The 15,893-nt window shown below is 72.1% G+C and carries 13 protein-coding genes and 1 pseudogene; 8 read left to right on the forward strand and 6 right to left on the reverse strand.

What is annotated here, in order from left to right; translation table 11 throughout:
• Positions 1-99: 99 nt before the first annotated feature.
• The gene (locus ACFYT4_RS14930) at positions 100-1,635 is read right to left on the reverse strand and encodes a sodium:solute symporter (protein WP_389268387.1); all 1,536 of its coding nucleotides are present in this window, start codon (positions 1,633-1,635) and stop codon (positions 100-102) included.
• 2 nt (positions 1,636-1,637) lie between these two features.
• A complete protein-coding gene (locus ACFYT4_RS14935) occupies positions 1,638-1,916 on the reverse strand; it encodes a hypothetical protein (protein WP_389268309.1) in 279 nt (92 codons plus the stop codon).
• A gap of 504 nt (positions 1,917-2,420) precedes the next feature.
• Here ACFYT4_RS14935 and ACFYT4_RS14940 point away from each other — a divergent pair.
• Positions 2,421-3,416 carry a LacI family DNA-binding transcriptional regulator gene (locus ACFYT4_RS14940; protein ID WP_389268311.1) on the forward strand — a complete coding sequence of 332 codons (996 nt, stop codon included), beginning with the start codon at positions 2,421-2,423 and terminating at the stop codon, positions 3,414-3,416.
• Between the two features lie 540 nt (positions 3,417-3,956).
• On the opposite strand, the gene ACFYT4_RS14945 is transcribed toward ACFYT4_RS14940, so the two are convergent.
• On the reverse strand, positions 3,957-4,718 hold the full coding sequence (locus ACFYT4_RS14945) for a FadR/GntR family transcriptional regulator (protein ID WP_389268313.1): 762 nt from the start codon (positions 4,716-4,718) through the stop codon (positions 3,957-3,959).
• Positions 4,719-5,087: 369 nt separating this feature from the next.
• Between ACFYT4_RS14945 and ACFYT4_RS14950 the strand changes: the two genes are divergently transcribed.
• Positions 5,088-5,972: a carbon-nitrogen hydrolase family protein gene (locus ACFYT4_RS14950; RefSeq protein ID WP_389268315.1), complete on the forward strand. Its 885-nt coding sequence runs from the start codon at positions 5,088-5,090 to the stop codon at positions 5,970-5,972.
• A gap of 93 nt (positions 5,973-6,065) precedes the next feature.
• Positions 6,066-6,527, forward strand: a complete 462-nt coding sequence (locus ACFYT4_RS14955) for an SMI1/KNR4 family protein (protein WP_389268317.1) — start codon at positions 6,066-6,068, stop codon at positions 6,525-6,527.
• Between the two features lie 304 nt (positions 6,528-6,831).
• On the opposite strand, the gene ACFYT4_RS14960 is transcribed toward ACFYT4_RS14955, so the two are convergent.
• Positions 6,832-9,123, reverse strand: a complete 2,292-nt coding sequence (locus ACFYT4_RS14960) for a hypothetical protein (protein WP_389268319.1) — start codon at positions 9,121-9,123, stop codon at positions 6,832-6,834.
• A 422-nt stretch (positions 9,124-9,545) separates the two neighbouring features.
• The gene (locus ACFYT4_RS14965; protein ID WP_389268321.1) at positions 9,546-10,508 is read right to left on the reverse strand and encodes an N-acetyltransferase; all 963 of its coding nucleotides are present in this window, start codon (positions 10,506-10,508) and stop codon (positions 9,546-9,548) included.
• Positions 10,509-10,685: 177 nt separating this feature from the next.
• Here ACFYT4_RS14965 and ACFYT4_RS14970 point away from each other — a divergent pair, with 177 nt between their 5' ends.
• On the forward strand, positions 10,686-11,135 hold the full coding sequence (locus ACFYT4_RS14970; protein ID WP_389268323.1) for a TIGR03618 family F420-dependent PPOX class oxidoreductase: 450 nt from the start codon (positions 10,686-10,688) through the stop codon (positions 11,133-11,135).
• Positions 11,136-11,601: 466 nt separating this feature from the next.
• Here ACFYT4_RS14970 and ACFYT4_RS14975 read toward each other — a convergent pair.
• Positions 11,602-11,845: pseudogene (locus ACFYT4_RS14975) on the reverse strand (DUF4158 domain-containing protein); the annotation flags it as partial.
• A 410-nt stretch (positions 11,846-12,255) separates the two neighbouring features.
• Here ACFYT4_RS14975 and ACFYT4_RS14980 point away from each other — a divergent pair.
• From ACFYT4_RS14980 to ACFYT4_RS14995, 4 genes are all read left to right on the forward strand, one after another.
• A complete protein-coding gene (locus ACFYT4_RS14980; RefSeq protein WP_389268325.1) occupies positions 12,256-13,155 on the forward strand; it encodes a helix-turn-helix domain-containing protein in 900 nt (299 codons plus the stop codon).
• 259 nt (positions 13,156-13,414) lie between these two features.
• Positions 13,415-13,789, forward strand: coding sequence for a hypothetical protein (locus ACFYT4_RS14985; RefSeq protein ID WP_389268327.1), 375 nt, complete (start codon positions 13,415-13,417; stop codon positions 13,787-13,789).
• 444 nt (positions 13,790-14,233) lie between these two features.
• Positions 14,234-14,485 (forward strand): DUF397 domain-containing protein, encoded by a 252-nt coding sequence (locus ACFYT4_RS14990; protein WP_389268329.1) that lies wholly within the window; start codon positions 14,234-14,236, stop codon positions 14,483-14,485.
• A gap of 555 nt (positions 14,486-15,040) precedes the next feature.
• Positions 15,041-15,814: a DeoR/GlpR family DNA-binding transcription regulator gene (locus ACFYT4_RS14995; RefSeq protein ID WP_389268331.1), complete on the forward strand. Its 774-nt coding sequence runs from the start codon at positions 15,041-15,043 to the stop codon at positions 15,812-15,814.
• The last annotated feature ends 79 nt before the right edge of the window (positions 15,815-15,893 follow it).

Genomic DNA, 15,893 nt, shown 5'->3' on the forward strand with positions numbered 1-15,893 from the left:
CTGGTGGGGTGCGGGCCGGCGCGCGGGGGCGCCGAGCCGGGACCGGGTACGGGGGCGGGGAACGGCGCGCCGGGTTCGGCGGGGCCGCCCTCGCCGGTGTCAGGGCGCGGTCGGGACGGGCTTCGGGACGGACGTCTCCCCGGGGCCCTCCGCCCGGCCCAGGTCGGTGAAGAGCGCGTCGACGCGCGCCCGTTCGGCGGCGGAGTGCGGCAGCAGGACCGCGGCGACGGCGTACACGGCGGTGTTGACGATCAGCGCCGCCATGCCCGAGGTCATCCCTCCGAGCCAGGGCACGGACGTCGGGTACTGGAGCTGGAGCACGGCGGCCACGGCGATTCCGCTCACCATGCCCCCGAGCGCGCCGATCGCGTTGCCCTTGCGCCAGAAGATCCCGAAGAACAGGGTCGGCGCGAGCTGGACGACGCCCTGGAACGACAGGATCGCCAGATCGGCGACGCCCGTGGTGCTCTTGACCGAGGTGGCGGCCACGACCGCGGCGAGGATCGTCACCACCGCCACGGTCAGCTTGGCCGTACGGCTCTCCTTGGGCTCTCCGTCGTCCCCGGGACCGATCTCCCGGCCGGCCGCCGGAAGGATGTCGTGGGTCATCTGGATACCGGTCGCCTGGAGGTTCGCGTCGACGTTCCCCATCGTCGCCGCCAGCACCACGACTCCGGCGAGTGCGACCACCAGGGTGCCCCCGGCTCCCGCGACGACGAACCACACCGTCGCCGGGGCGGCGCCGACGCCCGGCACGGAGGCCCCGAGCAGGCCCAGCAGGGTCAGCGCGGACGCGAAGACGAACAGGATGGGGGCGGCCTGGACGGCCGACTTCTTGATCGTCCCGGCGCTCCTGGCGGTGAAGAGCCGTACGAACATGTCCGGCCAGCACCAGCCGCCGAGCGCTCCCGTGACCACCAGCGACATCAGATACAGCGGGCCCACGGCGCTACCCGGGCCGGGGATGAGGAAGTGCGCGTCCGGTACCGCGCCGAGACCGTGGCCGTTGGACACGAGCCAGACGAGCAGGCCGAGGATCAGGAACAGGCCGATGACGTACGCCACGATGGCCTGCACCATGTCGCTGATCACGATGCCGCGCATGCCCATCCGCACGGTCCAGATCTGCCGGGCGGCGAGTACGGCGATGCTGACGAGAATCGCGGCGGTGGCGGAGACCCGCCCGAAGGAGAGATACGAGAACACGAGCCCGAGGGACTGCATCCCCATGACGATCCACGGGAACGCCGATACGGCTCCGATCACGGCGGAGACGACCCGGACGGGGCGGGAGCCGTAGCGCATGCCGAGCAGGTCGGCCTGCGTCTGGAGGTTCCAGGCCCGGCCCCAGTCGTGGACCCGGGTGGCCATGAAGAACATCAGCACGATGATCAGCAGGCTGTAGAGCACCCAGTAGAAGCCCAGGACGCCCGTCTCGGCGGCGAGTCCCGCGAAGGAGACGAACACGGCGCCGGGCATCCAGGTGTTCATGAACGACATCGTCTGGTACCAGGGGCCGAAGGACCGCCCGGCGACCGCGTACTCGGTGAAGCCTCCGCCGACGCGGCGGGAGCGTTCCAGGACGATGATGACCACGGCCAGGAAGACGGCGACGGAGCCGTAACCGATGAGCATGTTCACGGCCGCACCCCCTCGGTCCCGGCGGGCTCACGGGTTCCGGCGCGGTCGACGGCGTACATCACCAGGATGCTCAGGACGACGAAGGCTCCGCCGCCGATCACATAGGTGAGTGCGGCGGCCCGGCTGCCGCCGTTCCCGGCCGCCCAGTACAGCGGCGGGAAACAGGTCACCACGGCGTCGAGGAACAGGAGAGCGCCGAACAGCGCTCTGACGCGCCCCGGCCGGGTGCCGCCGGACGGCGTGAACTGCGCACGGGGTGGGTCGAGTTGATTCATGGCGGGGAGTCCTTCGTTCTCGCACCCCTCGCAGGAGGGCACGGAAAGGCCGCACGGCCGGAGCGGGGCGCACCCGGCGCGGGTGATGCCGGAAGGTTCCGGCAGAGACAAAGTAAAGTTGCCGGAAGGTTCCGGCAAGGGTGTAGGCAGAAGAAATCGGAGGAATTTTGAGCGGAGTCCGGCGCTCGGCGTGTGGTCGGGCCGAGGGCGCGGTGACGACCCGGGGCTCCGTCCGGCCTCCGGTGGGGCGCGTGGCGCCGGTGGCCGGAGGCAGCCCGACCGCAGGTCCGGGCCCCTGGGTGCGGCCGTGGAGAGGGGCCGCGGAGTCTCCCCGGGCCGCCCGGTTGCCCGGCCGCCCGACCGGGGAGGGTGCCCGGATCCGCGCACACGATCGTGTTCCTCCGGGTTCACGCGGCGGCGACGCCCGGGCCTCGATCCGGCGGCCGGGAGTCCGGATCGACCGGCCCCGGACCCGCTGCCCACGGGGTCCCTAGACTCGTACCTGTGAGCCGACCCCCCGTAACCATCATCGACGTCGCCCGCCACGCCGGGGTCTCCAAGACCACGGCGTCGGACGCGCTTTCCGGCACCGGGCGGGTCTCACCGACGACCCGGGCGCGCATCGAGGCCGTCGCGGCCGAACTGGGCTACGTCCCCAACAGCGCGGCCCGTTTTCTGCGCGGCAGCAAGGTGGGATCCGTGGGGCTCCACATCCCGCGCCAGGTCATGGGGATGACGTTCTACATGGAGTTCGCCTTCGCCGCCGTCCGGCAGGCGCAGGAGTACGGAATCGATGTCACGCTGCTGGCTCCCCGGCCCGAGCGGACGCCACAGGTCCGGGCCGACGGTCTGATCATCATCGACCCCCTCCCGGACGACGCGGTCACGGCGAACCTGCTCAAGGCCGGCGTCCCCGTCGTCACCGTGGGCGGGCCCCCGGAGGGGATGCCCGCCCCGGCCGGGGTCGTGCGCGGTGACTACGGCGGCGGGATGCGGGAACTCCTCGACCACATGAAGGCGTCGGGCGCGGCCCGGCCGGCCCTGATCGCGCCGGACGCCGCCTTTCCCTCGGAGTGGGCGACGACGACGAGGACGTCGTACGAGGAGTGGTGCGGCGACCACGGCATCACACCGCTGGTGCGCGGGGTGGCCACCGACGCGACGTCCGTCACCGTCAAGCGGGTCGTACGGGATCTGCTGACCGACGCCCCCGGAATCGACGGCCTGGTCTGCGCTCCCGACGGCATCGCCATGTGCGCCATGACCGCCGCCCAGGCCATGGGGCGGCGCGTCGGGGACGACATACTGCTGGCCTCCTGTGTGGACAGCTCCGCCCTGCGGCTCTACGACCCGCCGGTCACGGCGATCGAACTCGACGCCGAGCACTACGGCGTGGCCTCCGTGAACCTCCTTGTCGGCATCCTGTCGGGCACCGCGAAGCCGCCGATGGCCCGTTCCCATCCGGTGCGTCTGCACATCCGCGCCTCCACCTCGCGGTAGGCGGACGGGGGCACGGAGCCGGCTCGCCGTCGGGCCCTCCGTGACGTCGGGCCGCCGGGGGAGGCCGTGTGACCGCGCTGGCCCCACGGTGTACCCGGGGGCGACGAAGCCGACTCCGGCGGCCGGAGTCGAGGGTGCCCGGATGCGCCCGGTCGGCACGGTGACGACCATCCCCAGCCCCCAGAGCCTCGGCCGACGGACCCGCCGCCCCGGCACACGGCCGAGAGCAGGGCGTGGAGCCCCACCGTGGCCCCGTGCCACGAACAGTGCGAATAGCCCCAGAGGGACGGTGATCACCGGCGAGCCGATCGTCCTCGGGTCTTCCTCCGGCCGCCTGCCGCCCTTCCCCGCCGGGGGATCGGGCGGGACGGCTCCGGGGTGGGCGTCCTGGCGTAACACCCGGCGCGGGACCGGCTTCCCCCGACCCGCCGCGCGGTGTGCGGGAGCTGGTGTGCGAGTCCGCCGCTCGTGGGTGCGGGAGCCGGTCCGGAGAGGGAGTCAGCCGCCCGTGGGTGTGCGGGAGCCGGTCCGGAGAGGGAGTCAGTCGCCCGCCGTCAGGCCGACGAACATCGTCCGGTGCAGGACCTCGACATGACGGCGTGTGATGTCGGCGGCGCCGGCGGGGTCGCCGCGGCGCAGGGCGGCGACCAGTTCCCGGTGCTCGCGGTTGGTGGCGTGCAGGGCCTCCAACGGGTAGGGCAGGTAGTAGCGGTGGAGTTCCCGGAGTACGGCGCCGTACGGCTCGGCGGCGGAGGCGAGGCCGGTCGCACCGGCGACGACCAGGTGGAAGCGCTCGTCACAGCCGTGGAACTCGGCCCAGTCCGGCGCCCGGTCCATCTCCTCCACCAGCCGGTCGAGGAGGGCCAGGGTCCTCTCGTCGGCGTGGGCAGCCGCCAGATGTGCGATACCGCATTCGAGGACGAGCCGGTGGTCGACGAGCCGGTGCACCTCGTCGGCCGCCGAGCGGTACGCGTCCGCCGCCGCGACCGTCCGCCGGGCGGGCCGTTCGGCCACCAGGGTGCCTCCGGTACGGCCCCGCCGGCGTTCCAGGAGGCCGTCCGCGTGCAGGGAGGCGAGCGCGCGCCGGACGGTGATCTCCCCGACGCCGAGCGCCGCGGCGATCCGGTCGTTGGGCGGGAGGCGTTCGCCCGGGGCCAGCAGCCCGAGCTCGACGGCGAGCGCGATACGGGCGCGCACCGTCTCCAGCGCGGAGAGCCGCCGGATGCCGGTGAGCGGCGGCGCGGTCAGCCCGTGGACGAGGGACCCGGCCCCGGCCGTGGGCTCGACGCCGGCCCGGGACATGGGCTCGACGTCGGGATCGGACCCGGATCCGTCGCCCGGCCGGTGCCCGGACTCGGCTCCGCTCCCGGGTGCGGCCCCCGCTTCCGTCTCCGCCCGCCGCCCGGCCCCGGCCGTGCCTTCTGCCGCGAACCCGGGTTCGGACGTCGGCCCGTCCCGCCGCGCAGACCGCCCGGGTTCGCCCCCGGGGAGGGCGCCGTCCGGTCTCTTTCCAGGGGTTCCAGGCATGGGATCACTCTAGCCGCCAAAACATCTCATAGTGAGCACTCTTGTTTATTAGCTCATCTTGCTCTAATTTCGGTGTCCGTCCTGACACATCCCGGCCCGACGGCAGCGCCGCCGCCCTCCGGCCAGTTAGAGCAGGTGACTCCCGTGTCCCGTCCGCTGCCCGTCGCGCTCGTCCAGGCCCCTCCGCGCCCGGCCACGGCACCGCTGTCCGGATTCGCCGAGGAGGTCGAGGAACTGCTCGCCCGGTTCCCGGGGACCGCGCTGGTGGTCTACCCCGAGTTGCATCTGTGCGGGGTCGACGGGCCCCGCGCCTCGGTGGAGGAGCAGCTGCGGGCCGCGGCCGAACCCCTGCACGGGCGCAGGACCGCGGAACTCGCCCGGCTCGCGGGCGACCTCGGCATCTGGCTGGTGCCCGGCAGCGTGTGCGAACGCGGCGAGGGCGGTGAGCTGTACAACACCGCGCTCGCGTTCTCCCCGGAGGGCCGGCTCGCCGCCTCGTACCGCAAGGTCTTCCCGTGGCGGCCCCACGAGCCCTATGTGCCGGGGGACCGGTTCGTCGTCGTCGATCTGCCGGGGACCGGCCGGGTCGGTTTCGCGATCTGCTACGACGCCTGGTTCCCGGAGGTCGCCCGCCATCTGGCCTGGATGGGAGCCGAGGTGATCGTCAATCCGGTCATGACCACCACCGCGGATCGCGCCCAGGAGCTGGTGCTCGCCCGCGCCAACGCCATCGTCAACCAGGTGTTCGTGGTCAGCGTGAACACCGCCGGACCGCTCGGCACCGGACGCAGCCTCGTCGTCGACCCGGAGGGCCGGATCCGCGCCGAGGCACCGGGCCAGGGGCCCGCCGTCCTCACCGACGTCCTGGACCTCGACGACGTCACCCGCGTACGCACCTTCGGCACCGCCGGACTCAACCGCATGTGGGACCAGTTCACCGACACCGACGCCCCGGTCGAACTCCCCCTGTACGGCGGCCGCATCGACCCCCGCCGCTGGCGTCCCGCAGGCCGGCCCGGTCCACGGTGAAGGACGGGGGCCTCTGGCACGAACCGGGTGGTGCGGGGCGGCCCTCAAGGCGCTGACCGTCCGCAGACGCGTATGAGCGTACGATCGGGCGTCATGAGCGACGGGACAGCGTGGGAGATCTCCGGCCCCCGGCATCCGGTGAGCGCGAACGAGATCTCGGCATTCGGGGAATCAGCCGGATTCCCCCTGCCCGAGGCGCTGCGCGCGCTGTACGCCGACGCCGGTCCGGGCACGTACGGCGGGTTCCTCCACATCCTTCCGCCATCGTGGATCCTCACCCATCGCGAACGGGTCGGGCCGCTGCTCGGGGCGGAGGACGAACCGGAGATCGCCGCGACGGCCGACGTCCTGGTCTTCGCGACCACGGACAACGGGGATCTGATCGGATGGCATGCGGAGCAGCGCCCTTTCGAGGACCGGGTCGTACGCCTCGTGGGGTTCGACGAGATCCCGCTGGGTCTTCGCACCGGCGAGTTCCTGCGGGCTCTGGGCAGGGAGGACCTGTTCGGTGTCGGCCGCCTCTCCGGTGGTTATGTTCCTTCGCCCGAAGGCTGAGCGGGCCGCCCGCGCGCGGACGCTCCTCGCCCCGCGAGTGCCTCGCGGCGGATTCCGGTCCCGGGCATGCCCGAACCGCGCGCCCCGAAGCCGTACGACGGGGTTCACAGGTTTCCGGACACCGGGCGGCCGCCGCGCCGTCCTCGGAACGGCCCGAAGGGACACGGCCCTCGCCCGGATGTGCTCATCGTGCCCGGAGGGCTGGTGCCGACTCCCGGAGCCCGCGCGCCGAGGTCCCGCGAGGGCGGTGGGACCTCGGCGGGCATACACCCCGGGGCCGCCGGCGACGGCCCCCCGCTTGCTCTCAGCCCGTGCCCGCGCCGGACGTGACGGCGTCCTCCGGCTCCTCGGCGTCGGCGTTCTCCGGCCAGAACTTCCAGGCGGGAGGTGTCAGGGTGAACGTCGCCCCCGCCTTGAACACCTCCCGCCAGAAGTCCGGGTCGCGCAGGAGCTCGAAGGTGCCGGACTCCCGGAACGTACGACTGGGCGGGACACCCTGGATCCGGGAGCCGACCCTGGTGGCGTAGCCGTCCCCGGCGGCGCTGAGGTCGCCCCGGAGAACGAAGGTGAACGGCCTGGAGGTACCGGCCAGGTTCAGTTCCAGATCGAACGAGACATCGCACTCGGTCTCGTGGTTGTCCAGATGCGCGGTGAACTCCCAGCTTCCGTCGCTGCCGCACACGACCTGCGCCTCCGTGCACACCAGCGGTTCCATCATCCCGCCGGTGGAGATCTGCTGGATCGGCCGGCCCAGGGTCAGGACACGGCGGGTGCCGAACACGATGTCGCCGTCGGGGACCGACACCAGCGCGACCGGCAGATCCGACCAGTCGTGCCAGGGCCCGTCGTACCACCAGGTGGTGGCGAGCCGTCCGTTCCCGTCGACGGCGAAGACCTCCATATGGTCCTCGTTGCGCGACAGCGCGGCCAGGGGCGTCCTTTTCGGGAACCTCCGGGTGCCGAGGTCGTACCAGTCGCTCCACACTCCGTCGTCCCACCAGGCACCCCGAGCCCGCTCGTCCTCGCCGACCGCGAAGATCTCCATGTAGTCCTCGGCCCGTGACAGGGCGGCGACCGGTGTGTTCCGCGGCAGGGTGTGGGTGCCGACGGTGAACGGCCCACGCCACTCGCCGTCCCACCACGCTCCCCACAGCCGGCCGTCGTCGCCGACTCCGTACACCTCCATGTGGTCGTCGTTGCGGGAGAGTGCGGCGAGGGGTGCCTTCTCCGGGAAGACCGTGTCGTTGACCTGGAACCAGTCGTGCCACTCGCCGTCGTACCACCAGGCCGACCAGAGGTGTCCGTCCTCCCAGACGGCCATGACCTCCATGTGGCTCTCGTTGCGCGACAGCGTCGCGAGTGGAGTGCCCTGCGGGAACACCCGGGTCCCCACGGTGAGATCGGCCCACTCGCCGGTCCACCAGGCACCCCGGACCAGCCCGTCGTCGCCGACCCCGTACACCTCCATGTGGTCGTCGTTGCGGGACAGTGTGGCGAGCGGCGCCCTCAGCGGGAACACCTGGCCGCTGACCTGGAACCAGTCGTGCCACTCGCCGTCGTACCACCAGGCCGACCAGAGGTGTCCGTCCTCCCAGACGGCCATGACCTCCATGTGGCTCTCGTTGCGCGACAGCGTCGCCAGCGGAGTGCCCGGCGGAAACCGCTTGGTGCCGACCCGGAACCGCTCGTGCCACTCGCCGTCCCACCACGCGCCCCACACGTATCCGTCCTCACCGACCGTGTAGACCTCCATGTGGTCGTCGGTGCGGGAGACCGTGGCGACCGGAGCCAGCGCCGGGGCCGGAGCCTCCCGTACGAACGGGGCGGGCACCGTGTCCTCGAAGGGCTGCCGGGAGCCCAGGGCGATGGCGATGCGCCGCAGATTCTGCCGGGCCCAGGCCAGCCCCGGCCGGTTGCGCAGCTCGCGGAAGACGGTGATCGACTCCCGGGCGTTGCCGATCGCCTCGTCGAGCCGGTCGGCGTTCTGCAGATACGCCGCGAGCACGACGAGCGCGGGGGCCAGCCCGCTCCGGTTCCCGGTCTCCCGGCTGATCTCCACTCGTTCCCGTGCCGCTTCGACCGCCTCGGGGAAGCGCCCGGCTGCCGCGTGTCGGGAGGCGAGATTCTCCAGTGCCCAGGAGAGGCCGGGTTGGTCGTTGAGTTCGCGGTAGGTCTGTGTGCCTTCTTGTGCGGTGGTGATGGCGTGGGCGAGTTGGTTGTTGTTCTGGAGGTAAGCGGAGAGGGTGATGAGTGCGGAGGCGAGTGTGGGGCGGTTGCCGGTGTCCCGGTTGATGTGGACGCGTTCTTGTGCCGCTTCGACGGCTTGGGGGAAGTGTCCGGCTGCCGCGTGTCGGGAGGCGAGATTCTCCAGTGCCCAGGAGAGACCCGGCCGGTTGTCCAGCTCGCGGTAGATGCCCACGCCCTCCTGCGCGGCGGCCGTCGCCTCGTCGAGCCGGGCCGCGTTCTGGAGGTGCGCCGACAGGATCACCAGCGCCGCGGCGAGCCCCGGCCGGTCACCCGCCTCCCGGCAGACCTGCACGCGCTCCTGCGCCTCTGCCAGAGGGTCCCCGGCCATGTCCGCATCGGAATTCGTCATCTGTCATCTCCTGGAGAGGGGTGGCGATGTCGAGAAGCATGGGAGCCAACGAGCGCGGTGGGCCGGAGGAAACGGATCCCGTGCCCCGCCCGGCCTTCGTGTGCGCTGCCCGGCCCGGTGACTGGGGCGTTGTCCGGTGGGCGCGCGTCTTCGAGGCGCGGGGGACAGCGCCCCGGGCTCACCCGGCACGGCCGCAAGGAAGCCCGGAGCCCCGCACCGGAACACGCCCGGGCCGGCCGTGTCGCCACCCGCCGGCGGGCGCCCCAGGCCCGCCGGGACCGCGGTACGAACCGGGAACGCCGGCGTTACGGCCCAGGGCCGGGGGTGACCCGAGACCGTGGTGTGAGGGAGGCCGCGGCCCGGGCAGCGGGGGAGACCCGCGACCGCTGCCGGGCCCGCACCGGGCCCGGCAGCGTACGGATTCATCCGGCCCGGTGTGTCCAGCCGCGTGCGGCCCGCGAGAGCTCACGGAAGCCGTAGGCGGTCAGCCCGGTGACCTCGTCCACCGTTCCGGTCTCGTCGTCGGCGTAGGCGAGGACGCGGTCGACTCCGCTCAGGGTCAGCCACTGGCGGATCTCGCCGAGCAGCCAGGGGAGCAGCCCGGGGTGCGGTTCCTCGGGCAGCCGGAGATCGGCGAGATCGGCGATGCCACCGGGGCGCGCATGGCGCTCGGGCCGTTCGAGCGTGCTGCCGGTCTCCACGTACGCGACGGGCCGGCCGTCGAGACGCGCGGTGAACCGGGTGCCGAGCTCACCCAGGGTGCGGTGGAGCGTCAGCCCCGGCAGGGGAGCCGGGCCGGGGGAGGGCAGATCGGAGACCGCGGCGATCAGCATGATCTCGGTGTGCCCCGTGTGGACGAAGCCCGCGCGCTCCAGCGCGACCCGCACATGCGGCCACTGCTCGGGGACGCCCGCCAGACCGGGAACGGGCAGCTGTCCGTCGGTCAGCCGGGCCCGTACGTGCCAGCGCGTGAGCTGGGCGAGGCACGCCGACATCAGCAGATCGGCGGCCTGCCCGGGGTGGGCCGCGCCGGGCTCGGGCACCTCGGGGGACGCGTCCTCGGATGTGTCCTCCGAGGGGAAGTGGAGGAACCACGCGATGTGGCCGGTGTCCCGGTAGCTGTCGTCGACGTCCGGGTCGTTGCGATAACGCAGCAGATGGGCCGCGGCCACGATACGCCGCTCGTGCTCGACCACGAAGGTGAGCCGCTCGGCCACCCAGGGGTCGGTCACATACTCCTCCGGGCAGCGCTCAAGGCTGCTGAGGACGGTGTTGACCGAGACACTCGCACCGGGGATGACGGCGGCGGCGTGTGTATTGACGAGGACGGTGAGCTGATCGCGGTCCTCGCGGTGGAAGGGGCGCACCAGAGGAGAAGCAGACATGACAGGGCCTCCGTGAAGGAACGGTGGGAGAGGCCGCCATGCGATGCGGTACGCCGGTCACCCTAGCAGCCGAAAACAGCCGGTGGCGGTCCCTCCGTCGCTAGTGTGTGGCGTCACACGCTCTCGGCCGGTGCCGTCGCCCGGCGGGAGCCCGGGAGTCGTTCCGAGGGGTGGCGTATGAGCGTGCTGAGTCCGGAGGTTCTCGCGCGGGTGGAGGGGGCCAACTTCTGGTTCGTCGGGACCGTGTGCCCCGACGGCGCGCCGCATGTGAGTCCGATGTGGCTCGGCACCGAGGGCGGACTGCTGCTGTTCAACACGGCCGTGGGCCGGGTCAAGGAGCACAATCTGCGCCGGGATTCCCGGCTGTATCTCTCCCACACGGCCGCGGAGGATCCCTATGACCGGGTGCAGATCCGCGGACGTGCCGTGCGTTTCGTGGAGGGGGAGCGGGCGGACCGGGACATCGATCTGCTGGCCCGGAAGTATCTGGGGACCGAGCGCTTCGAGCTGCGGGTTCCCGGAGAGCGCCGGGTGAGTGTGCTGATCGAGCCACTCGCTGCCCGCAGGATCGTGGGGGTCGAGAAGTTCCCGGCCGGCGTACTGCCGCCGGATCCCGGGACAGGCTGAGGCAGCCGGGCCCGGAGGGCCGCTGAGTTGGCGCCGTCCGCCGGTCCGCCCGGCGCCCGGTTCTCGCCGAGGGGGAGCAGGCATCCCGCGGGAGCCGTGACCTGCTTGTCATGAGGGCGCGTGACCACCGGGGCACGCGGGAAACCGTCGTCTCCCACGGCCACCCCACAGGTCCCGCACCACGGACACGGAACCGGGGTTACGGCTGGGTCCGCGCCGCCCCCGGCCGCGCGGCCGGACCCGTGCCTCGGAGGGCTCCCCGTACTCCGCCGCACGGGCGAGGCTTCGGCGGCAAGGGTCCTCGCCGCCGCTCCCTGCGCCCCCGCTCCCTGCGCCCCCGCGCCCGACGCTTCCGGCTCCGGCGGCTGGCGGGCGCCGTTCCCGTCGGCCGGTGCGGGCCCGTGGCGTGGGCCAGGCGAGCCGTACTGCGGCTGAGGGATCTGTCGCGCCGTGGCTCCCGGGCCGCGGCGGCCAGGGGCTCGACCACCGGCCTCGGCACCGTGGGCGGGTCATCCGGAAGCAGGCCCACATACCGGACCGTGCACATCTGGCGCGCGAACCCGGGCTGGTGGTGCTCGGTCCGCCGCAGGGCGATCAGGTCCCGGTCGACGTCGTCCAGGGGGAGAGGCACTCCAGCTCGAGTCTCGTCGGCTCCCCGGCGAACCCCCATACGCAGGCGCCTGCTCATCGCTCGGGGACTCCACCGGCACCGCCGGACCGTGGCCGGCCCCCGGACCGGTCAGGCGCCGGTTCGGCGAAGGCCGGCGGCGGAGTGGACCAGCGTGCCGACCGACCGTGATCGATCCCGGCGCCAACGGCCGTACCGAGGTTCCCCGAGTCCGGGGTCATGGTCGCCACCCCCGTTTGGGTGTTGCCGTAATGGGATCTTCCGCGGTGCGAGATCCGCTACGGTGTCTCGCGGCACGCCGCCAGGTGCTTGGCGAGGTGCCTTTCTGCGAGCTCGCACATGGAACCTCGCCCCTTGCGCTGACGCCCTCTCAAGGCCCCGCGATGACCTGGCATTTTTCTGTGCGAGACCCATCAACTAGGGAGGTCTGTTCGGTAATATGACTATCTGCTATCTTGCGCATGGAACCATCGAAGTAGGGAGGTGGCGATCGTGAGCACGCCGAGCGCCGCCGTGCAGCGCCTGCGTCTTCGGACCGAACTGAGGAGGGCCCGCAGTCAGGCCGGACTGACGCAGCGTCAGGTCGCCACCACGATGGAGTGGAGCCCCTCGAAGCTGATCAGGATCGAAGCCGGCGAGGTCGCGGTCACGGTCAACGATCTGAAGGCACTGCTGGCCGAGTACGGTGTGACGGACCGCCGCAGGACCGAGAGCCTGCTCGAACTGGCCCGCGGCAGCCGGAAGATGCCGTTCAGCGAGTACCGGGACGTGTTCAGCAAGGAGTTCCTGTCCTTTCTCGCCCTGGAGTCCTCGGCCTCGATCATCAGGGGCTTCCACTTCTTTGTGATCCCCGGCCTCTTCCAGACCGAGGAGTACATCCGCGCCCTGATCGCCAGGACGGGGCAAGGCGGCTCGCCCGAGCGTCTCGACCGGCTGGTCGAGGCCCGGCTGGCCCGTCAGGAAGTGCTGGAGGGCGACGACGGGCCGGAGCTCTTCATGGTCCTCGACGAGTCCGTCGTCCGCCGTCAGGTGGGTGGGCCGGGAGTGATGCGGCCCCAGCTGGAGCGGCTGGCCGAGCTGGCGTCCCACCCCCGGGTCACCATCCGGATCCTGCCGTTCAGCGTGGGCGCCCACCAGGGCCTCCGCGGCCCCTTCACCCTGTTCGAGTTCTCCGAGGACGGCATGCCCGACTCCGTGTATCTGGAGAATCCGCGCGGCGAGTCGTACGCGAGCAACGCCCCGGAGGTGACGGGAAAGTACCTTGAGGCCTACTGGGAGCTGGAGGACCTCGCCGTCGGGGACGACATGGAACCGGTGCTGCGGCGGATCGCCGCGGGCCTGAGCGAAGGGAGCGGCGATCTGGCGCCGGTGACGGCGGAGCCGGACGACTAGCGGGCCGGTCCGAGGCACGATCGGACCGGCCCGCACGGTGGACGCGACGGCCTGAACCCCCGGACCCGGCACGGGTCACCCGGCCGGTGGCGAGCCCACCTCGAAGGCAAGGCGCTGCCCGCAGTCGCGCCGATGGCTGCGGTTTCTGACGATTGATCACCGAGGTGACCGATGGACAGGTCGGGGGCTCTCACCGGCGGCGACACCCGCTCCGGCCGGTGCCGGCGGAGGATCCGGTGCCGGGTGCGGGGGCGCGGGCATGCCGGGGCGTAGGCGTCCCGGTGCCGGCACCCGCGTCCGCGACCGGATCCTCCGCCGTGCGGGGCGGTCCCGGACGTCCCCGCTGCTGTGGGCCGTCACGGTGCCGCCGACCGTGCTGGCCGTGTTCGTCCTCGTGCTGTTCTCGGTGCTGATCCCGAATCCGTACGGCTGGTTCGGCCTCGGCGGCTGCAGCGTCGGCGTCCTGCTCGTCGCGCGGTTGCGTCTGTGGCTCGGTCCGCCCGCCGGCGCGGGGCGGGAGATCAGTCCGACGGAAGCAGAGCCCGATCCCGCTCCCGGCGCCGGGCGTCCCCCGGTAACGTCCGCCGGACCCACCGGAGAAGAGGAGGCCCCCACCAGCCCGCTGCCGCCGTGACGGCCACGGCGGTGAGCCACCCGGCGGCGGTACCGGTGATACGCGCCGTTCCGTAGCCGGCGCCGAACGCGAGGGTTCCCGCGGCGAACGCGTACACGGACCACAGCGCGCTTGTCGTGCGAGGCGAGTGCGAGAGCTTCGAACGGGTCATCGATCGTCCTCCCTTGAGGCTCGTCTCCACGATCAGCCTAGCGCGGCCCGCAGCACAACACCCGGCTCCTGCACGCCTCTTCGGCCCGGAATTCCGCGATCATGGCGGAATTCTTTGTGTTCGTTTTCAGGGAAGCGATTGATATTCTGAGGAAACGTGCCGGCATGCCCTGCACGTGATCGCTCTCATCAGGGTGGAGGGTCGGGGTGCCGGAACTGGTCCTGACAGGTCGCGTGCTGCCGTGACAAGGCGCCTCAACCAAGGCTTCCACATACGGGGCAGAGGAGGCGTGGGTGACCGAGCCGCGGGCATGGCACAAGAGCAGTTTCAGCGCGGGTGAGAACCTCGAATGTGTCGAAGTCGCCCGGAACGGTGACGGGGTCATGGTCCGGGACTCCAAACGGCCTCAGAGTTCCGTGCTGTGCTTTTCTCTGGTGAAGTGGAGTGCGTTCGTCGATCACGCGCGGCAGGGGAGCTCCGCGCGGACCGGCCGCGACGAGGCCGGCCGCTCCCTGTCCGGGGCGGGCCGACCGTTTCACCGGTGATGCCTCGGGTGGCGTGGGTACCCCTGTGAGCCCGCTGCCCCCGCGCCGCGGCCCGAGCCGGGCGCACGGCACCGGACCGCGCGGACGGCCGGCGCCCACGGTCCGGTCGGCCGCGGCGGGACGGTGAGTGCGCGGCCGCCCGGTCGCGGTACCGGCCGTACCGTCGCGGGGCGGGCCCGCACGTCCGCGGGCCCGGGCCGCCTCCGCGCCCCCTGCCCGGCGTACGGCCCCCGGCGTGGAGCGGCGTCCGGACCCGGGCCGAAGAGCCGTCCACCGCTCCCGCGCCACACCCGCCCCGGGCGCTACGGCCCCGGGCCTTCCGTGCGGCCTCCTGAGGCAACCGAGCGCCCACCGTCCGGCCGTTGTGCCCCCGGCCCCCGCGCGCCCGCGCTCGCCCTCCCCCTGGCCGCCCCGACCCCGGCACGTTCGCTTCGCCCGGAGTTTCCGTGTTGTGACCATATGAATTTCCCGTCAGCACTTGACGAACTTTCGGTCATCAATCCACACTTCCAGTCATGCCCGGTCATCTACGGGCGATCGCAGTCAGGAGTCGTCATGCTTCCCGCAGAACGCCACCGCCGCATCTCCGCCGTGGTGGACCGCGTGGGCACCATCAGCACCGAGGACCTCGCCGATCAGCTGAACGTGTCGGCCGAGACCGTCCGCCGTGACCTCGGGCAGATGGAGAAGCAGGGCGCGCTGCGCCGGGTGCGCGGCGGGGCCGCGTCACTCGCGGTGGTCCGGGGCGTCGGCGGGGAGGAAGCCCCGTACGCCGACCGCTCCGCCTCGCAGACCGCCGCGAAGGCCGCGATCGGCGTTGCCGCGGCGAGCCTGGTGCGCCCGGGCATGACCCTGGCCATCGACGTGGGCACCACCGCCGTCGAGATCGCCCGCGCGCTGCCGCTGGACTTCCGCGGCACCGTGGCCACCCCGTCACTGATCGTGGCCGGAATCGTCTCCGCGCTGCCCCATGCCACCGTGCTGCTGCCCGGCGGACGGCTGCGGGGCGGGGACCTCGTCTGCTCCGGCCCCCAGACCGTGGGGTTCTTCTCCGAGGTCTACCCGGACCTGGCCTTCCTCGGCTCCGGCGGGATCGACACCTCCGCCGGGGTGACCGATTTCCACTTCGAGGAGATCGCCACCAAGAAGCAGATCCTCGCCAACAGCGCCCGCACCCATGTCGTCGCCGACGGCAGCAAATGGGGGCGCGTCGCCGCACACCGCGTCTGCGCGGTCGACGACTGCACGGGGGTGATCACCGACACGTCCGCGGGCAGCGATCTGATCGCGGCCGTGCGGGAAACGGGATGCGAAGTGCTGGTGGCCTGAGCGGCCACCATCCCTTTCGCACGGTTCAACCTCTTGAGTTCCTGTTCTCTATATTGAGCAGGGTTTTGAAAGGAACGCT

Source organism: Streptomyces sp. NPDC004609 (assembly GCF_042873655.1).
Lineage (GTDB): Bacteria > Actinomycetota > Actinomycetes > Streptomycetales > Streptomycetaceae > Streptomyces.